This window comes from Actinopolymorpha pittospori (genome assembly GCF_014873875.1).
In the GTDB taxonomy this organism is placed as follows: Bacteria; Actinomycetota; Actinomycetes; order Propionibacteriales; family Actinopolymorphaceae; genus Actinopolymorpha; species Actinopolymorpha pittospori.
In genome coordinates, this window is sequence record NZ_JADBEM010000001.1 from 9,074,481 (window position 1) to 9,090,070 (window position 15,590).

At 71.9% G+C, this 15,590-nt stretch carries 14 protein-coding genes and 1 pseudogene; 11 read left to right on the forward strand and 4 right to left on the reverse strand.

Features of this window, described 5'->3' with window-relative positions:
- Window positions 1–182 precede the first annotated feature (182 nt).
- From xseA to glpX, 3 genes are all read left to right on the forward strand, one after another.
- The gene (xseA, locus tag HEB94_RS41960; RefSeq protein ID WP_192754990.1) at window positions 183–1,400 is read left to right on the forward strand and encodes an exodeoxyribonuclease VII large subunit; all 1,218 of its coding nucleotides are present in this window, start codon (window positions 183–185) and stop codon (window positions 1,398–1,400) included.
- Window positions 1,401–1,529: 129 nt separating this feature from the next.
- On the forward strand, window positions 1,530–1,766 hold the full coding sequence (locus HEB94_RS41965; RefSeq protein WP_192754991.1) for an exodeoxyribonuclease VII small subunit: 237 nt from the start codon (window positions 1,530–1,532) through the stop codon (window positions 1,764–1,766).
- 40 nt (window positions 1,767–1,806) lie between these two features.
- Entirely contained in the window at window positions 1,807–2,862 is a 1,056-nt protein-coding gene (gene glpX, locus HEB94_RS41970; RefSeq protein ID WP_202896833.1) for a class II fructose-bisphosphatase, read from the forward strand.
- Window positions 2,863–2,898: 36 nt separating this feature from the next.
- Here glpX and HEB94_RS41975 read toward each other — a convergent pair whose 3' ends face one another.
- Window positions 2,899–3,540: a DUF1707 SHOCT-like domain-containing protein gene (locus tag HEB94_RS41975; protein WP_192754992.1), complete on the reverse strand. Its 642-nt coding sequence runs from the start codon at window positions 3,538–3,540 to the stop codon at window positions 2,899–2,901.
- A gap of 158 nt (window positions 3,541–3,698) precedes the next feature.
- Here HEB94_RS41975 and HEB94_RS41980 point away from each other — a divergent pair, with 158 nt between their 5' ends.
- From HEB94_RS41980 to HEB94_RS51750, 3 genes and pseudogenes are all read left to right on the forward strand, one after another.
- Window positions 3,699–4,412 (forward strand): spermidine synthase, encoded by a 714-nt coding sequence (locus HEB94_RS41980; RefSeq protein ID WP_337918323.1) that lies wholly within the window; start codon window positions 3,699–3,701, stop codon window positions 4,410–4,412.
- 171 nt (window positions 4,413–4,583) lie between these two features.
- Window positions 4,584–5,762, forward strand: coding sequence for a citrate synthase (locus HEB94_RS41985; protein WP_192754993.1), 1,179 nt, complete (start codon window positions 4,584–4,586; stop codon window positions 5,760–5,762).
- Window positions 5,657–7,072: pseudogene (locus HEB94_RS51750) on the forward strand (phosphatidylglycerol lysyltransferase domain-containing protein); the annotation flags it as partial. The gene HEB94_RS41985 and the pseudogene HEB94_RS51750, both read left to right, overlap by 106 nt.
- Window positions 7,073–7,559: 487 nt before the next feature.
- Here HEB94_RS51750 and HEB94_RS41990 read toward each other — a convergent pair.
- Window positions 7,560–8,849 carry a citrate/2-methylcitrate synthase gene (locus HEB94_RS41990; protein WP_192754994.1) on the reverse strand — a complete coding sequence of 430 codons (1,290 nt, stop codon included), beginning with the start codon at window positions 8,847–8,849 and terminating at the stop codon, window positions 7,560–7,562.
- A 51-nt stretch (window positions 8,850–8,900) separates the two neighbouring features.
- Between HEB94_RS41990 and HEB94_RS41995 the strand changes: the two genes are divergently transcribed.
- Window positions 8,901–10,301: a class II fumarate hydratase gene (locus HEB94_RS41995; protein WP_192754995.1), complete on the forward strand. Its 1,401-nt coding sequence runs from the start codon at window positions 8,901–8,903 to the stop codon at window positions 10,299–10,301.
- On the opposite strand, the gene HEB94_RS49830 is transcribed toward HEB94_RS41995, so the two are convergent.
- Window positions 10,298–10,486: a hypothetical protein gene (locus tag HEB94_RS49830; RefSeq protein WP_202896834.1), complete on the reverse strand. Its 189-nt coding sequence runs from the start codon at window positions 10,484–10,486 to the stop codon at window positions 10,298–10,300. The two genes, HEB94_RS41995 and HEB94_RS49830, sit on opposite strands and share 4 nt — an antisense overlap.
- A gap of 73 nt (window positions 10,487–10,559) precedes the next feature.
- Between HEB94_RS49830 and HEB94_RS42000 the strand changes: the two genes are divergently transcribed.
- From HEB94_RS42000 to HEB94_RS42015, 4 genes are all read left to right on the forward strand, one after another.
- On the forward strand, window positions 10,560–11,117 hold the full coding sequence (locus tag HEB94_RS42000; protein ID WP_202896835.1) for a ribonuclease FAU-1 family protein: 558 nt from the start codon (window positions 10,560–10,562) through the stop codon (window positions 11,115–11,117).
- Window positions 11,118–11,131: 14 nt separating this feature from the next.
- Window positions 11,132–12,190, forward strand: coding sequence for a phosphotransferase (locus HEB94_RS42005; protein WP_192754997.1), 1,059 nt, complete (start codon window positions 11,132–11,134; stop codon window positions 12,188–12,190).
- Window positions 12,191–12,432: 242 nt separating this feature from the next.
- Window positions 12,433–12,783, forward strand: a complete 351-nt coding sequence (locus HEB94_RS42010) for a hypothetical protein (RefSeq protein WP_192754998.1) — start codon at window positions 12,433–12,435, stop codon at window positions 12,781–12,783.
- Window positions 12,747–14,342: a multicopper oxidase family protein gene (locus HEB94_RS42015; protein WP_337918325.1), complete on the forward strand. Its 1,596-nt coding sequence runs from the start codon at window positions 12,747–12,749 to the stop codon at window positions 14,340–14,342. The genes HEB94_RS42010 and HEB94_RS42015 overlap by 37 nt, the downstream gene beginning before the upstream one ends.
- Before the next feature lie 51 nt (window positions 14,343–14,393).
- Here the strand turns inward: HEB94_RS42015 and HEB94_RS42020 are convergent, their stop codons facing one another.
- Window positions 14,394–15,584 carry an ABC transporter ATP-binding protein gene (locus tag HEB94_RS42020; protein ID WP_192754999.1) on the reverse strand — a complete coding sequence of 397 codons (1,191 nt, stop codon included), beginning with the start codon at window positions 15,582–15,584 and terminating at the stop codon, window positions 14,394–14,396.
- Window positions 15,585–15,590 lie beyond the last annotated feature (6 nt).

Genomic DNA, 15,590 nt, shown 5'->3' on the forward strand with positions numbered 1-15,590 from the left:
AAGTGGCTCGTCCGGTGCCTGTGCCCGCCCGCCACGGGCATGGACGACCGGCGAGCGCCCGTTGGTGTGGAAGGACGCCCCACCGCTGCCCGCGATGTGGCGATTGTCACCTTCCACGCGCAGCGGAGGAAACCCGACGCAACCCCGCGTACGGTCTCCATCCGGACCCCTAAGCTGCGCCCATGCCCCTGCAGACCTCACCGGAGAGCCCGGCACCCGTCCGCCAGATCGCCAATCTCATCGGCCAGTGGATCGGGCGGCTCGGCGCGGTGTGGGTCGAGGGCCAGGTGGCCCAGCTGACCAGACGGCCGGGCACGTCCACGGTGTTCCTGACCCTGCGCGACCCGGTCGCCGACATCTCGGTGCAGGTCACCTGTCCGCGGCGGGTCTTCGACATCGTCGATCCACCGGTCGTGGAGGGTGCCCGGGTCCTGGTACACGCCCGGCCGACCTACTACGCGCCGCGGGGCACGCTCTCCCTCGCCGCGGCCGACATCCGTCCGGTCGGGCTCGGCGACCTGCTGGCCCGGATCGAACGCCTGAAGCGACTGCTCGCCGCCGAGGGCCTCTTCGCCCGGGAGCGCAAGCGTCCGCTGCCGTTCCTGCCCACGGTGATCGGGCTCGTCTGCGGGCGCGGTTCGGCGGCCGAGCACGACGTCCTCGAGAACACCCGGCGGCGGTGGGCGGCGGCTCGGTTCCGGGTGGAGAACGTCGCCGTCCAGGGCCCACAGGCGGCCGGCCAGGTGATGGAGGCGCTGCGTCGGCTGGACGCCGACGCGGAGGTCGAGGTGATCGTGCTCGCCCGCGGTGGCGGCTCGGTGGAGGACCTCCTGCCGTTCTCCGACGAGGGCCTGATCCGCGCGGTCGCACAGTGCCGTACACCGGTGGTGAGCGCGATCGGGCACGAGCAGGACACACCCCTTCTCGACCTGGTGGCCGACTTCCGTGCCTCCACCCCGACCGACGCCGCCCGCCGGATCGTGCCCGACGTCGGTGAGGAGACCGCCCGGATCGAGGCGCTGCGCACCCGGGGCCGGCAGATCCTCGGCGGCTGGCTCGACCGGGAGCTGACCGCGCTGCACACGCTGCGGGCACGTTCCGCTCTCGGCGACCCTGAACGCGACCTCGGCCGGCGGGCCGAACAGGTCGACGCCCTGCGCGACCGAGCCCACCGGTGCGTGACCCAACTACTGGACCGGGCCGACGACAACCTCCACCATCAACTGGCGCGGGTACGCGCGTTGTCCCCGAAGGCGACCCTCGAACGCGGCTACGCCGTGCTGCAGAAGGCGGACGGCCGGGCCGTGCGGGACCCCGGTGAGGTCGAGGCGGGCGAGTCCCTTGCCGCGCGGGTCGCGGGCGGCCAGTTCGGCGTCCGGGTCGACGGCGAGCCTACCTAGGCGCCGTCTCGCGGATCAGGGTCCAACCGACCGTCATCCGCCGCGCAAGACCCCGGGCAGACCTGGACACTTCGGGGCGTTTCCGACCGGGCCCGCCGCGTGGGGAACCCCGTCGATAGGGTCGGACCTGTGAGCGAGACCGAGACCGCACCGTCATACGAGCAGGCGCGTGACGAACTCGTCGACGTCGTCCGCAAGCTCGAGGCGGGTGGCACCACCCTCGAGGAGTCCCTGCGCCTGTGGGAACGCGGCGAGGAGCTGGCCAGGATCTGCCAGGGCTGGCTGGACGGTGCCCGGGCCCGACTCGAGGCGGCCCGTGCCGCGGCGGGCGCCGTCGAGGTCGAGAACCTCGACAAGGACGGTTGAGCGAACCGGACAGCGAACCGGACTGCGAAGGAGACACCCCATGGCCAGCCCCAGCACCAGCGCCGCTGCCGCGAGCGTGCCTCCCCCGCTTCGTACCGGGGAGGACGCACCCGACCGCAACCTCGCGCTCGAGCTCGTCCGGGTGACCGAGGCGGCGGCCATGGCGGGTGGCCGCTGGGTCGGCCGGGGCGACAAGAACGGCGCCGACCAGGCCGCCGTCAACGCGATGCGCACCCTGATCGCCTCGGTCGGGATGCACGGTGTCGTCGTCATCGGCGAGGGCGAGAAGGACAACGCCCCGATGCTCTTCAACGGTGAGGAGGTCGGCTCCGGCGAGGGACCAGAGTGCGACGTCGCCGTCGACCCGATCGACGGGACGACGCTCACGGCCAAGGGCATGAGCAACGCGGTGTCGGTGCTCGCGGTCGCGCCGCGCGGGGCGATGTACGACCCGTCGGCCGTGTTCTACATGGAGAAGCTCGTCACCGGGCCCGAGGCCGCCGACGCGATCGACATCACCGCGCCCGTCACCGAGAACATCAAGCGGGTCGCCCGCGCCAAGCGCGGCTCACCCGAGGACGTCACCGTCGTCATCCTCGACCGTCCACGGCACGAGGGGCTGGTGCGCGAGATCCGGGAGGCCGGCGCCCGGATCAAGTTCATCACCGACGGCGACGTGGCCGGCGCCATCATGGCGGCCCGCCCCGACACCGGCGTCGACCTGCTGGTCGGTATCGGCGGGACGCCCGAGGGCATCATCGCGGCCTGCGCGATGAAGTGCATCGGCGGGATGATCCAGGGTCGGTTGTGGCCACGCGACGACGACGAACGCCAGAAGGCGATCGACGCCGGGCACGACATCGGCAAGGTGCTGATGACCGACGACCTGGTCTCCGGGGACGATGTCTTCTTCGTCGCGACCGGGATCACCGACGGCGAACTGCTCCGCGGTGTCCGCTACCGCGGCGACGGCGCCACCACACACTCCCTGGTGATGCGTTCGCGCAGCGGCACCATCCGTTCGATCATGTCCGAGCACGCGCTGAGCAAGCTGCGCGCCTACTCCACGATCAACTTCGGCCGAGTCGAGGGCTGACGGACCGGCCGGCGGCTGCCCGCCCAGGCCCGCCGGTCAGGACGTCGAGCCGTCCTTGCCCCACTTGAACCAGTTCCGACGGCGGGGCGGCCGGGCCACCAGCTCGCCGAGGATGACCGTGCCGCGGACCCGGATCACCGGGGTGCCCGGCGCGTGCGTGCCGCGGGTCTTGTTGTCCTTGCTCGCGAGGACGGTGGTGCCGGCGTCCATGTCGACGGCGATGTCGTCGGGCACGATCAGCGTGATCTGGCCGAGCCCGATCTGGACGTCGAGCACGACCTCGTGCGGGAGCGCGGCGTCGGTGAAGTCGATCGTCACCGAGCCGAGAATCGACCGGGCGGTCATCTGCCGCGGCGCGAGCCAGCGCCCGGCCACCTTCTGCTCGCTCAGGAGCGCGTTGACCTCGTGCGGCCCCTGTCTGGGAGCGCCTACGTCACCGACCGCACCGGACGTGCCGGCCCGGCCCGCACCAGCGGCCTCGGGCAGGTCGGCGGTCAGCGGGACCAGTTCGGCGTAGGTCTTGGCGTTGAAGGTCTGCTCGAGGCGAGTCTCCAACTCGGTGAGGTCGAGGCGCCCGGCGGCAGCAGCGTCGCGAAGCACCTCGGCGGTCCGGTCGCGGTCGGAGTCGGAGGCGCGAAGATCGCCCGATCCGCCGGCCGACCACGGGGCGTTGCTCATGGTGGGCTCCCTGGTGTGTCACTGGTCGCGACACCTGAGGCTAGTCCTTTCCGCCCGCCCGAGGTCTCCTCCCGCCGGAGGAAGCCCGCCGGACCGTCCCCGGAGGACGAGCGTCCGGGGCACCCTGGCTCCGAACGGGCCTGTCCTAGGGTGTGGAGGTGGTGCGAAGCGAGATTCCGGCTCCCGACGCCTCGCGACCGGTCACGCTGGCCGTGGACGAGTCCGCGCGCGGATCGGTCGCCCTGCGGCGCAGGCTCACCGACGAGGGCGCCGAGGTCTTCGAGTTGATCACGAACGGCACCTTCGTCATGGACACCCTGGAGACCACGACCGAACGCCTGCTCGCGCGGGCGGCGCTGGCCCACCCGCCGGCGACCGGCACGTGGTCGGTGACCGTCGGTGGGCTCGGGCTGGGCTTCACCGTGCGAGAGCTCCTCGCCGACCCGCGGATCACCCACGTCGACGTCGTCGAACTCGAGCCGGCCGTCGTGGCGTGGGTGCGGGAGGGCCTGGTCCCCGACACCGCTGGGGTGCTCGACGACCCGCGGGTGCGTGCCCACGTCGACGACGTACGCCGGTGGCTCCCGGAACGACCGGACGCGAGCACCGACGCGATCCTGCTCGACGTCGACAACGGCCCGGACTTCCTGGTGCACATGGCCAACACCGAGGTCTACGAACCACCGTTCCTCGCCGTCGTCAAGCGGGCCCTGCGTCCCGGCGGCGTGGTCGCCGTCTGGTCCGCGACGCGTTCGACCTCCCTGCGCAGGCGACTGGAGCGGACCTTCGCCGGGTGCGAGGAGGTCCATCGCGTCGTCGAGCGCGAGGGCCGGGACCTCGACTACTACCTCTACGTCGCGCGACGGAGCTGAACCTCCGCGGAAGCGTCCGTGAGACGCGTCACCTTCCTGACCCGTGCCCCGCTCACCCTGTATTTATCTTGATCCAATCAACGTTGACAACATATCTGCCCGCGACGGACTCTCCTCTCGTCGTACGAATCTCGTCGTACGAATCTCGTCGTACGCACGAGGGAGGTCGCGATGCCGTCCACTGTCGTCCCGCCACGCCCCCAGCCAGGTCCGGGCCCGATCGTCGTTCCCGCAGGTCTCGCCGGCGTCGCGGTCACCGAGACCACGATCGGCCACGTACTGGGGGTGGAGGGCTTCTACCACTACCGCCAGTACTCCGCGGTCGACCTCGCACAGGCGCGTCCGGTCGAGGACGTGTGGCACCTGCTCTTCACCGGTGACCTCCCCGACCGGGCCCGGCACGAGGAGTTCACCGCGCGGGTCGCCGCACTGCGGCAGATCCCCGACGACGTCCTCGCCGCCCTTCCGGCCATCGCCGCGGCCGCGCCGGCACCACTCGACGGACTCCGCACCGCGCTCTCCCTCGCCGGCGCCGCCCAGGGCCTGCGTCCCCTGTGGGACCTCGACGAACCGGCCCGGCTGCGCGACGCGCTGCTGGTCTGCGCACAGGTACCCACGCTGCTCACCGCGTTGTACCGGCTCGGACAGGGCCTCGAGCCGATCCCGCCACGCGACGATCTGTCCTACGCTGCGAACTACCTCTTCATGCTCACCGGTGCCGAGCCCCGTCCCGAGCACGCGCGCGCGATCGAGCGTTACCTCGTCTCCACCATCGACCACGGCTTCAACGCCTCGACCTTCACCGCCCGGGTGATCGCGTCGACCGGCGCCGACGTCGCGGCCTGTGTGGTGGGTGGGATCGGCGCGCTCTCCGGCCCGCTGCACGGAGGCGCACCCAGCCGCGCACTGGACGCCCTGGACGCGATCGGCACTCCGGACCGGATCGACGCCTGGGTGCGGGATCGGATCGAACATGGCGACCGCATCATGGGTTTCGGGCACCCCGTCTACCGCACCGAGGACCCGCGTTCGCGGATGCTCCGCGCGACGGCGGAGGAACTCGGCGGCGACCTGGTGGCCTTCGCCGTCCAGGTCGAACGCCGGGTGCTCGACCTGCTCGCGGAACTCAAACCCGGGCGTGAGCTCCACACCAACGTCGAGTTCTACGCCGGGGTGGTGATGGAACTCGTCGGGCTGCCGCGGGCGATGTTCACACCGACGTTCGCCTCCAGCCGGGTCATCGGATGGTGCGCGCACGTCCTCGAGCAGGCACGCGACCGGAAAATCATCCGTCCCGACGCGACGTACGTCGGTCCTCCGCCGCCGCAGCCGGTTCCCCCGCTCGGGTAGGCGTCCGGCACGCGATCAGAGGTCCAGGGGCGAAGGTCCCGCACCGCTCGCCCCAACCGGGCCTGTTCGTGCCCACCCCCGGGCCCAAAGTCCAGCTTGGGTCGCTGGACGGCAGCCGAGTATCGAGGTATCGCCCTCGAACTCCGAGCCTCGCCCCCGACCCTCGCCTGGATGGACCCGTGACCGGATGGACCACCGAACTCGCCGTCGCCGGCGCCCTCGGTTGCCTGGTCGCGCTGCGCGGCCTGCTACTCGGCCGGCCGGTGCGCCGGTGGTACCCGGCTCTCGTCGGCGTCCTCCTGCTCACCGGTGCGGGTAGCGCGCTGGCCAGGAGTCCGTGGCCCTTCGCGGCCGGGCTGGTCGCCGTCGGCGCCCTGCTGGTGTGGCCCCCGCGCCCGGAACCGCTCGCCGATCCCGCGGTCCGGGCGCGGGTGCGCCGGCTGGTCGACCGCAGCGAGACCGATCCGGTCGCGGCGTTCGCGCAACGCACGGACCTGGCGTACGCGTTCAGCCCCGACCGGCGAGCGGCGCTCGCGTACCAGGTGCGTTTCGGCACCGCGATCGCGACCGGTGACCCCATCGGCGCCGCCGGCTCGATGACCGCCGCGGTGACGGCGTTCCGCCACGAAGCCGCGCGTAACGGCTGGCGGACGGCGGTGCTGGGTGCCTCCGCACGCCGGCTGGACCTGTGGGTCGGCGCCGAACTGCGGGCGGTCCCGATCGGGCGCGACGTCGTCGTCGACCCGTCGACGTTCTCCCTGCACGGGCGCCGGTTCCGCAACCTCCGGCAGGCCGTACGGCGCACGTACAACGCGGGGGTCACCACGCGGATCGTCTCCGAACGCGCGGTCGAACCGTCCCTGCGCGGTGAGCTCACCGAACTGCTCCGCCGCTGCGATCGCCGTCCCGCGTCCGGCTTCTCGAGGAACCTCGACCATCCCCTCGACGGGCTGCACGCCGGTGTCGTCCTCGCGGTGGCGCGGGACCGGTCCGGCCGGGTCGCGGGTCTCGCCCGGTGGGCCAGCTCCGACCACGGCCGCGAGCTCTCCCTGGACACGACGTGGCGCCTTCCGGACGCGCCGAACGGTGTCAACGAACGCCTGACACTCGACATGCTCGCCTGGGCGCGCACCCACGGCGCGGACCGCCTCTGCCTGTCGTTCGCGGCGTTCCCGGAGGTCCTCGACCGGCCCCGCCCCCGGACGCCGGGCGCACTCGGTCTCGCGGCGGGACTGCGCTGCCTGCGGGTCCTGGTTCGGGTGGAGTCGGTCAACCGTTACCTGCGCAAGTTCCACGCCCTCGGCGAACGACGCTACGTGCTGGCCCGCTACCGCGACCTCGCCCGGGTGGCGGCGGCGACGCTGGTGCTGGAGTTCTTCCCGAGGCGTACGTCGTTCCGGCGACCGGTGAGGCTACCGCGGCAGGCGCAGGCACCACGCCCGCTGGTGCGAGTCCCGCGACAGGCGGAGGAGCCGCGAGCTGTCGTGGGGGTCCCGCGGCAGGTAGGGCGGCACGCGGCCGGACCGCTCGTCCCGCGGCAGGTGGGGCGGCCCGCCGCCGGTCCGCTCGGCGAGTCGGCCGCACGGCACGGATCGCCGGAAGGAGCACGGATCCCGGTCCAGCGCTCCACGCCCCCGAACCTGGCGGGCGGCCCGAGGCACAAGGCCGGTGGGGAGCACACCACCGGCGGAACCGAGCAGCCCGTCCGTCGGGTCGGCCGCCACACCGGTGGCGACGCCGGTGCCGGGAGCGGTCCGAGCCAGAGCCGGCCGCCCTGCGGCGGCCTCCCGAGTACGCCTAGGCGCCGGGGGCTGATCCCGTATAGAGCGCACGCGGGCGGAACCGGAGCCGGTGGGCGTACTCCTCCAGCGCATGAGCGACCACCCCTGCCATCCGCCCCAGCAGGAAGATCACCTCTCCAGAACCGTCCGCCAAGCCGGCCTTGACGGCGAGCGCACCGAGTGCGAGGTCGACGTTGGGTCGTGGCCCGCCGTGCCGGCCCACGACCCGGATCAGCTCCCCGACCGTCTCGTCAACCTGACCTTGCGTACCGGACCGGGCGACCAGGTCGAGCAGTGCCTCCGCGCGCGGGTCCGGTCCGGTGTAGACGGCATGGCCGAATCCAGGCAGCCGCTCCCCCTGACGGAGCCGGTCTCCTACCAGCCGGGGCACGTCGCCCGACTCCGCCGCCTCGCGCAGGAATCCCTCGACCGCCGAAGCGCTCGCCCCGTGCAGCACCCCGCCGCCCGCGCTCAACGCGGTCAGCACCACGAGGTAGGGGTCGGCCCACACCGAAGCGGCGATCCGGGCGGCGAAGGTGGAGGCGGCCAACTCGTGGTCGGCGAGCAGGATCAGGGCCGCGTCCAGGGCCCGGATCTCACCCGTGCCCGGCGGTCGGTCGGCGAGGCGTGACCACAACCGCTCGGCGATCGAGCTTCCCGGCACCGGCGTCCGGACGGGCAGGCAGTCGACGACCCCGGCCACCAGGGCTCTCGCCGTCGCGGTGACCGCCGCCGGCCGCCGGTCGTCCCGCATCGGGTCCGCCGCGGCGAGCGTGGCCACCGCCACCCGAACCCGGTCGATCGGCCGGGTGGAGGCGGGCAACGCCTCCTGGGCCCGCCGCCCTACCAACACGGCGGCGTCGCCGGCCCGCCACGCGCCGCCGCGATCCGATCCAGCCGACCCAGAACCAGCCGACCCGGAACCGGCCGACCCGGAACCGGCCGCTCCAGAACCGGCCGCTCCAGAACCGGCCGACCCTGACCAGAGCAGCTCGGCGACGTCCTCGAAGCTCGCCGTCCGGGCGAGTTCGATCGCGTCCCGGCCGCGGTAGTAGAGCGCGCCCTCGGGGTCCAGCAGGGTCAGCTCGGTGTCGATCACGACCTCCAGTGCACCCGCCCGGCCGCCGCGGCGGTTGCGCTTGGCGAGGCGTTCGACCTCGATCCGGTCGAATCGGGACGAACGCCGGTCAGCGCCCCGGTGCCGGGACAGCACTCCCCTGCTCACGTAGGCGTACACCGTCTCAGGTTTCACCCCGAGCAGTTCGGCGGCCTGGGCGGTGGTCATCCACCGGGTGGAGTCGCTCACATCGGCAACCTCATCACACCCTGCGTGGGCAGGGGGTCATAGAGTCTCCGCATGGCGAAGGAGCGAGAGAGCGACTACCGGATCGAGCACGACACCATGGGCGAGGTGCGGGTTCCCGCCCACGCCAAATGGAGGGCCCAGACCCAGCGTGCCGTGGAGAACTTCCCCATCTCCGGCTCGACGCTGGAAAGCCAGCACATCCGGGCGCTCGCGCTGATCAAGGGCGCCGCCGCGAAGGTCAACGCCGAGCTGGGCGTGATCGACGACGATCTCGCGAAGGCGATCCAGGAGGCGGCCGCCCAGGTAGCCGCCGGGTCCTACGACGACCACTTCCCGATCGACGTCTACCAGACGGGGTCGGGCACGTCGAGCAACATGAACGCCAACGAGGTCGTCGCGACGCTCGCCACCGAGGCGCTCGGCCGGGCGGTCCACCCCAACGACCACGTCAACGCCTCCCAGTCCAGCAACGACGTCTTCCCCTCCTCGATCCACATCGCCGCGACCAACGCCGTCCTGCACGACCTGGTGCCGGCGCTCTCCCACCTGGCCGAGGCGCTCGAGGCGAAGGCCGCGGAGTTCGCCGACGTCGTGAAGTCCGGCCGTACGCACCTCATGGATGCCACACCGGTCACGCTGGGCCAGGAGTTCGGTGGCTACGCCGCGCAGATCCGCTACGGCATCGAGCGCGTCGAGGCCTCCCTTCCCCGCGTCGGTGAGCTGCCCCTCGGCGGCACCGCCGTCGGCACCGGCATCAACACCCCGCCGGGGTTCGCGGCGAAGGTGATCGCCGAGCTCGTCGCCGCCACCGGCCTCCCGCTGCGCGAGGCACGCAACCACTTCGAGGCGCAGGGCGCACGCGATGGCCTCGTGGAGCTCTCCGGCCAGCTCCGTACCATCGCGGTCGGCCTCTACAAGGCCGCCAACGACATCCGCTGGATGGGATCGGGCCCGCGCACCGGCCTGGGTGAGATCGCGCTCCCCGACCTTCAGCCGGGGTCGAGCATCATGCCGGGCAAGGTCAACCCGGTCATCCCGGAGGCGGCCCGCCAGGTCGTCGCGCAGGTCGTCGGCAACGACGCTGCCGTGGCCTTCGCCGGCTCCCAGGGCGACTTCGAGCTCAACGTCATGCTGCCGGTGATCGCCAAGAACCTCCTCGAGTCGATCCGGCTGCTCTCCAACGTGAGCGTGCTGTTCGCCGACCGGTTGGTCGCTGGCATCACCGCCAACGCCGAACGCTGCCGGGAGTACGCCGAGTCCTCGCCGTCGGTCGTCACCCCCCTCAACCGCTACATCGGCTACGAGAACGCCGCCAAGGTCGCCAAGACGGCGCTCGCGGAGCGCAAGACGATCCGTCAGGTCGTGCTGGAGCAGGGCTACGTCGAACGCGGTGACCTCACCGAGGAGCAGCTCGACCAGGCGCTGGACGTTCTCTCCATGACCCACCCCTAGGGCATGACGAGGCCGGTGTGTGCCGGGGAGTGATCGACTCGTCCCACCGGGTTGATCTCGGCGAGTAGTCTCGCGCGGGTGAACCTTTCTTCCAGTACGACACCCGACCCCGGCAGGCAGCGCCCGAGCGGGGCTCCCGGGCGCCCCTCGGGCAGCCCGCCGTACTGGCAGCCGGGCACTCCCATCTGGTGGCGTTACCGACAGCGCGCCCAGACCAACGGGCGCCCGGAGACCGCGCGACCGGAGACTGTGCGACCGATGACGGTCGTCCGTGACGACGCCGACGCGCTCGTGGCCTGGCTCGCGCCTGGCACCCCCGTGCTCCGGCCGGTGCTCACCGACGGCCGCGACCTGCGTACGGCGCCGCTCGCCGAGTGGTTCGCGGCCGGTTCCCGCCACGCGCTCAAGCGTGACGTCTGGCACGGAGCCGGCATCCTCAAGGTCGCGCCGACCGGCGTTCCCTGGTCGGTGTGGTTGTTCTGGCAGCCGGACGGCACGTTCCGCAACTGGTACGTCAACCTCGAGGACGTCCACGTCCGTGACGACTCCAGCATCCTCACCCAGGACCACGTGCTCGACGTCGTGGTACATCCCGACCGCACCGTGCGGTGGAAGGACGAGGACGAGCTCGCGGCGGCCGTCCAGTGGGGACGCTTCTCCGTCGAGGACGCGGCGAGGTTCGAGCAGGACGCCCGTGACGTCGAACGCGTCGTCGCCCGCTGGGATCCGCCGTTCTGCGACGACTGGCAGTCGTTCCGGCCCGACCCCTCCTGGCCCCTTCCCGCCCTGCCGGCCGGTATCCGGGCCGACTTCTGACCACGGAGGCGTCCGTGCCGGATCCAGCCGCGTCGGCTGATCCTTTCGCGTCGGCTGATCCTTTCGCGTCGGCTGATCCTTTCGCGTCGGTTGGTGCAGCCGCGCTCCTCGCGCACTGGGGGCTACCCGCGCCGGACGCCGTGCACCACCCGGGCGAGGGCACCAACAACTCACTCGTCGTCGTCGAGGTCGCCGGCGCCAGCTACGTCCTGCGCGGCTACCAGAACGCCGCCATCGCCCGCGTCGCCGCGGAGCACCGGTTCCTGGCCGCCCTCGCGGCGGCCGGGCTGCCCTTCGCGGTTCCCAGCCCGATCCCCACACCGGACGGGCGAACCTGCGTGCCGACGCCGAACGGCCCGGCCGCGCTCTTCCACTATCTGCCCGGACGGCCACCGAGGCGCGACGCGGGGACACTCGTCGTCGCCGGTCGGATGCTCGGCGACCTCGACCGGGCCCTCGCGGCACTCCCGAACGCCGTCTCGCCCTACGACTGGCGCCATCCGCTGTCGGAGGTCCATCCGGCTGTCCCCGACCTGGCCGAACTCGCCGCCGCACTCGCGACCGCGCTGCCCACCACGGCCGGCGAAGACCCGGGCTGGCTCCCCGCCGCGGCCGAGCGGGCGGACGTGGCGTACTTCCGGTTGTGGGAAACCCTGCCGGTGCAGATCGTCCACGGCGACTTCGCACTGTCCAACACACTCGTCCACGACGACGGCAGCCCCAGCGCGGTGCTCGACTTCGAGGTCGCCGGGCTCGGCCTGCGGGTCACCGACCTCGTGGTGGCGGTGTCCCTGTGCACCGACGGCTGGTGGACGCCGGGCGCCGCCGCCGCCGCCGACCTGCTCTGCCGGGCCTACGCCGAGCGGGTGACGCTCACCAGCGCCGAGTGGGCGGCCTTTCCCGACCTGCTCCGAATCCGCGCGCTGGAGTCACTGGTCTGGCGCTGCGGTCGCTGGCGGCTGGGGCAAGCCTCCCTTGACGAGGTACGCGACCGCTTCGACACGGCGCGCCGGATCGAACGCTGGCTCGACACGCACGGCCCTACGCTCGTCGACGACCTGCTCCACCGCTGAGCTACGCCAGCCGGAGTAGGCGCGTTGCCGCCTGACGACGGACGCGTACGCGCACCCCGCTCGGCCACGCTGGAGTCCGCGAACGGCCGCGGAACGGCCGCGGACATCCCAAGTGTGGAGAGGCATCTGTCATGGCACACGGCGCGTCGGCGCAACCATCGGCCGCGACCAGGCGACCGGGCGAAGGGCACGACACCAGACCGGTCCCCGGTCGGGGCTGGACCTTTTCCACGTTCCGGGTGATGGTCGGACTCCAGGTCCTCGCGATCTTCGTCCAGGCGATCACCGCCGGCCTGGTGGTCGCCGGCCGCCCGGGCGCGAAACCGCTGCACGGCACCACGGCCACCGTCGCACTGCTCGTCGGGCTGCTGACCCTGGTCGCCGCGATCCTCGTGTGGAAGCCAGGCGGTGGCTCCGCCCGATTCACCGTCCCGAGCGGCGTTCTGCTCGTACTGCTCGTCGTCCAGAGCATCCTCGGCGGCAACCACGTGAAGGCCGTACACGTCCCGCTCGGTGTCGCGTTGTTCGGCGGCGTCGTCGTGGTGGCGGTGCAGGCGTGGTCGGGGCCACGCGCGCGCTCGGTCCGGTCGTGACGCTCTCCCGCCGGGACGCGCTTCGACTGCTCGGTGCGGGGGCGCTCGGAACGTTCGCCGCGGCGGCCACGACATCGGCGTCGGGGTGCTCACTGCTCGGCTCCGGCAGCCCCGAACCCCGGCTGCTGGAGAGCGAGGGGCCGCTGCCCGCGCCGTTTCGGGTCCCGCTGCCCGTGCCTGCGGTCGCGAAACCCGTCCGCACGGACGCCACCACGGACTACTACGACCTGTCTCCCCGGGTCGCCGAGCAGGAGATCCTGCCCGGGCTGCGGACGCGGATCTGGGGGTACGCCGGCGCCTTCCCCGGTCCGACCCTCGAGGCGCGCAGCGGGCGACGGGTCGTCGTCCACCAGACGAACCAACTGCCCGTCCCGGTCGTGACGCACCTGCACGGCGGCCGGACGCCGGCGGCGAGCGACGGTTATCCCACCGACCTGCTGCTGCCCTCCCACGGTGACTTTCCCGGCCGGATGGGAGATCCCCGGGCCAACGTCGCGCGAGGCAGTCGAGGCTATGACTTCCCGATGGACCAGCGCGCCGCCGCGCTCTGGTACCACGACCACCGGATGGACTTCACCGCGCCGCAGGTGTGGCGGGGCCTGGCCGGCATGTGTTTCGTCCGGGACGACGACGAGGACGCCCTCCCGTTGCCCCGGGGCGAGCAGGAGGTCCCGCTGCTGATCTGCGACCGTGCCTTCGACGCCGACGGCACCCTGCGCTACCCAGCGCTGGACCCGGAGCTACGGGCCGAGCCGGGCGTACGGGAGGCCTACGCCGGTGGCGTCCTCGGCGACGTCATCCTCGTCAACGGCGCGCCCTGGCCGTCGCTGGACGTCTCCACGAGGCGGTATCGGTTCCGGATCCTGAACGCCTCCAACGCCCGGCGCTACGAGTTGTCCCTCGATCCGGTTCCGCACGGGAGTCCGGTGTTCGTCCAGATCGGCGGCGACGGGGGCCTGCTGGAACGCCCGTTGGCCCGGTCCACGCTGACGCTGGCGCCTGCCGAACGCCTCGACGTGGTCGTCGATTTCACGGGATCTCCGGTGGGTACGACCGTGCTGCTCCGCAACTCCGCGGCAGAGGGGCCGGCGGGACGGGTGATGCGGTTTCGGGTCGTCCGCAAGGAGCGGGACGAGACGTCGGTGCCGCCGCGGCTGTCCCGGATCGAACGGCTCGACCCGGCTCGGGCCGTGGCCACCCGGGACCTGTCCTTCGAGTCCGGGGACGTGCACGGCCACAGCGGCTGGACGATCAACGGGGACCCCTTCGACCCGATCAGGGCGACCGCCCGGCCGCGGTTCGGCAGCACCGAGGTGTGGCGGCTCACCAGCGACGTCGCGCATCCGGTGCACCTGCACCTGGTGCACTTCCAGGTCCTCACCATCGACGGGGAACGCCCCGCCGCGGACCTCGGCTGGAAGGACACCATCGACCTGCGCCCCGCGCAGACGGTGGAGATCATCGCGCGCTTCGACGGCTACCGCGGCCGCTACGCCTTCCACTGCCACAACCTCGAGCACGAGGACATGGCGATGATGGGCAACTTCGAGGTCGTCTGACGTCACGGTCGTCGGGCCTCGAAGTCGCCCATCGTCATCAACGTCCTGCTGTCAGGCGGGCACGTGCTCGCTGCTCGCCTGGGGCGACAACCCGAGGTTGCTGCCGTCGTGCGGGTCGAAGAGGTGGATGCGAGAGACGTCGAGCCAGAACCGCGTGGGTTGGTCCTCCCGCACCTGGCTGGCCGGGTCGAGGGAGATGACGAGTTGCGGCCGCATCGCCTCCATGTCGAGTTCCTCGGCGAGGGCGTCGATCTCGGCGCGGGCCTCGTCGCCGGACTCGTACGGCACGTAGGCGTACTGCTCGTTGCCGAGCCACTCCGTCACGTCCACGGTCGCCTCGAACACCTCACCTCGGTCGCGCTTGGCCTCCTCGACGAACTCGGCGTCCTCGAAGGCGCCTGGCCGGATGCCCGCCACGAGCAGCTTGCCCTCCAGCGCGGCCCGGTCGAACGCCGACGGCAGCGGGACCGTGGCGAAGGGCAGCGTGATCTGACCGTCCTTGACCGTCGCGGGCATGAAGTTCATCGGCGGGGCACCGATGAACCCGGCCACGAAGAGGTTGACCGGCTCCTCGTACAGCTCGCGAGGTGTCGCGCACTGCTGCAGGACGCCCTTGCGCAGGACGGCGACCCGGTCGCCGAGGGTCATCGCCTCGGTCTGGTCGTGGGTGACGTAGACCGTCGTGGTGCCAAGGCGACGTTGCAGCCGCGAGATCTCGGTGCGCATCTGCCCACGCAGCTTGGCGTCGAGGTTGGACAGCGGCTCGTCGAACAGGAATGCCTCGGCGTCGCGCACGATGGCGCGGCCCATCGCGACCCGCTGCCGCTGACCGCCGGAGAGCTGGCTCGGCTTGCGCTGCAGGTGCTCACGCAACTCCAGCAGGTCCGCCGCGCGCTCCACCTTGGTGCGCACCTCCTCGTCGGACTGCTTGGCGAGTCGCAGCGGGAACGCGATGTTCTCGTAGACGCTGAGGTGCGGATAGAGCGCGTAGTTCTGGAAGACCATCGCCAGGTTGCGGTCGCGGGGCGCCTTCTCGTTGACCCGCTGCCCACCGATCAGCATGTCGCCGGAGGTGATGTCCTCCAGGCCCACGATCATCCGGAGCAAGGTCGACTTGCCGCATCCGGAGGGGCCGACGAGGATCATGAACTCGCCGTCGTCGACCGTGAGACTCACGTCGTTGACCGCCGGGTAACCATCGCCGTACTTCTTGACGATGTTCTTCAACTCGATGCCTGCCATGGCGCA

What these genes read in the sequence shown, in the direction of transcription:
- HEB94_RS41995 (WP_192754995.1), top strand. Translation starts at nt 8,901, where the DNA reads ATGGCGAAGGAGCGAGAGAGCGACTACCGGATCGAGCACGACACCATG.
- HEB94_RS49830 (WP_202896834.1), bottom strand. Translation starts at nt 10,486, where the DNA reads ATGGGAGTGCCCGGCTGCCAGTACGGCGGGCTGCCCGAGGGGCGCCCG.
- HEB94_RS41985 (WP_192754993.1), top strand. Translation starts at nt 4,584, where the DNA reads ATGCCGTCCACTGTCGTCCCGCCACGCCCCCAGCCAGGTCCGGGCCCG.
- xseA (WP_192754990.1), top strand. Translation starts at nt 183, where the DNA reads ATGCCCCTGCAGACCTCACCGGAGAGCCCGGCACCCGTCCGCCAGATC.
- glpX (WP_202896833.1), top strand. Translation starts at nt 1,807, where the DNA reads ATGGCCAGCCCCAGCACCAGCGCCGCTGCCGCGAGCGTGCCTCCCCCG.
- HEB94_RS41975 (WP_192754992.1), bottom strand. Translation starts at nt 3,540, where the DNA reads ATGAGCAACGCCCCGTGGTCGGCCGGCGGATCGGGCGATCTTCGCGCC.
- HEB94_RS42020 (WP_192754999.1), bottom strand. Translation starts at nt 15,584, where the DNA reads ATGGCAGGCATCGAGTTGAAGAACATCGTCAAGAAGTACGGCGATGGT.
- HEB94_RS42000 (WP_202896835.1), top strand. Translation starts at nt 10,560, where the DNA reads ATGACGGTCGTCCGTGACGACGCCGACGCGCTCGTGGCCTGGCTCGCG.
- HEB94_RS42010 (WP_192754998.1), top strand. Translation starts at nt 12,433, where the DNA reads ATGGTCGGACTCCAGGTCCTCGCGATCTTCGTCCAGGCGATCACCGCC.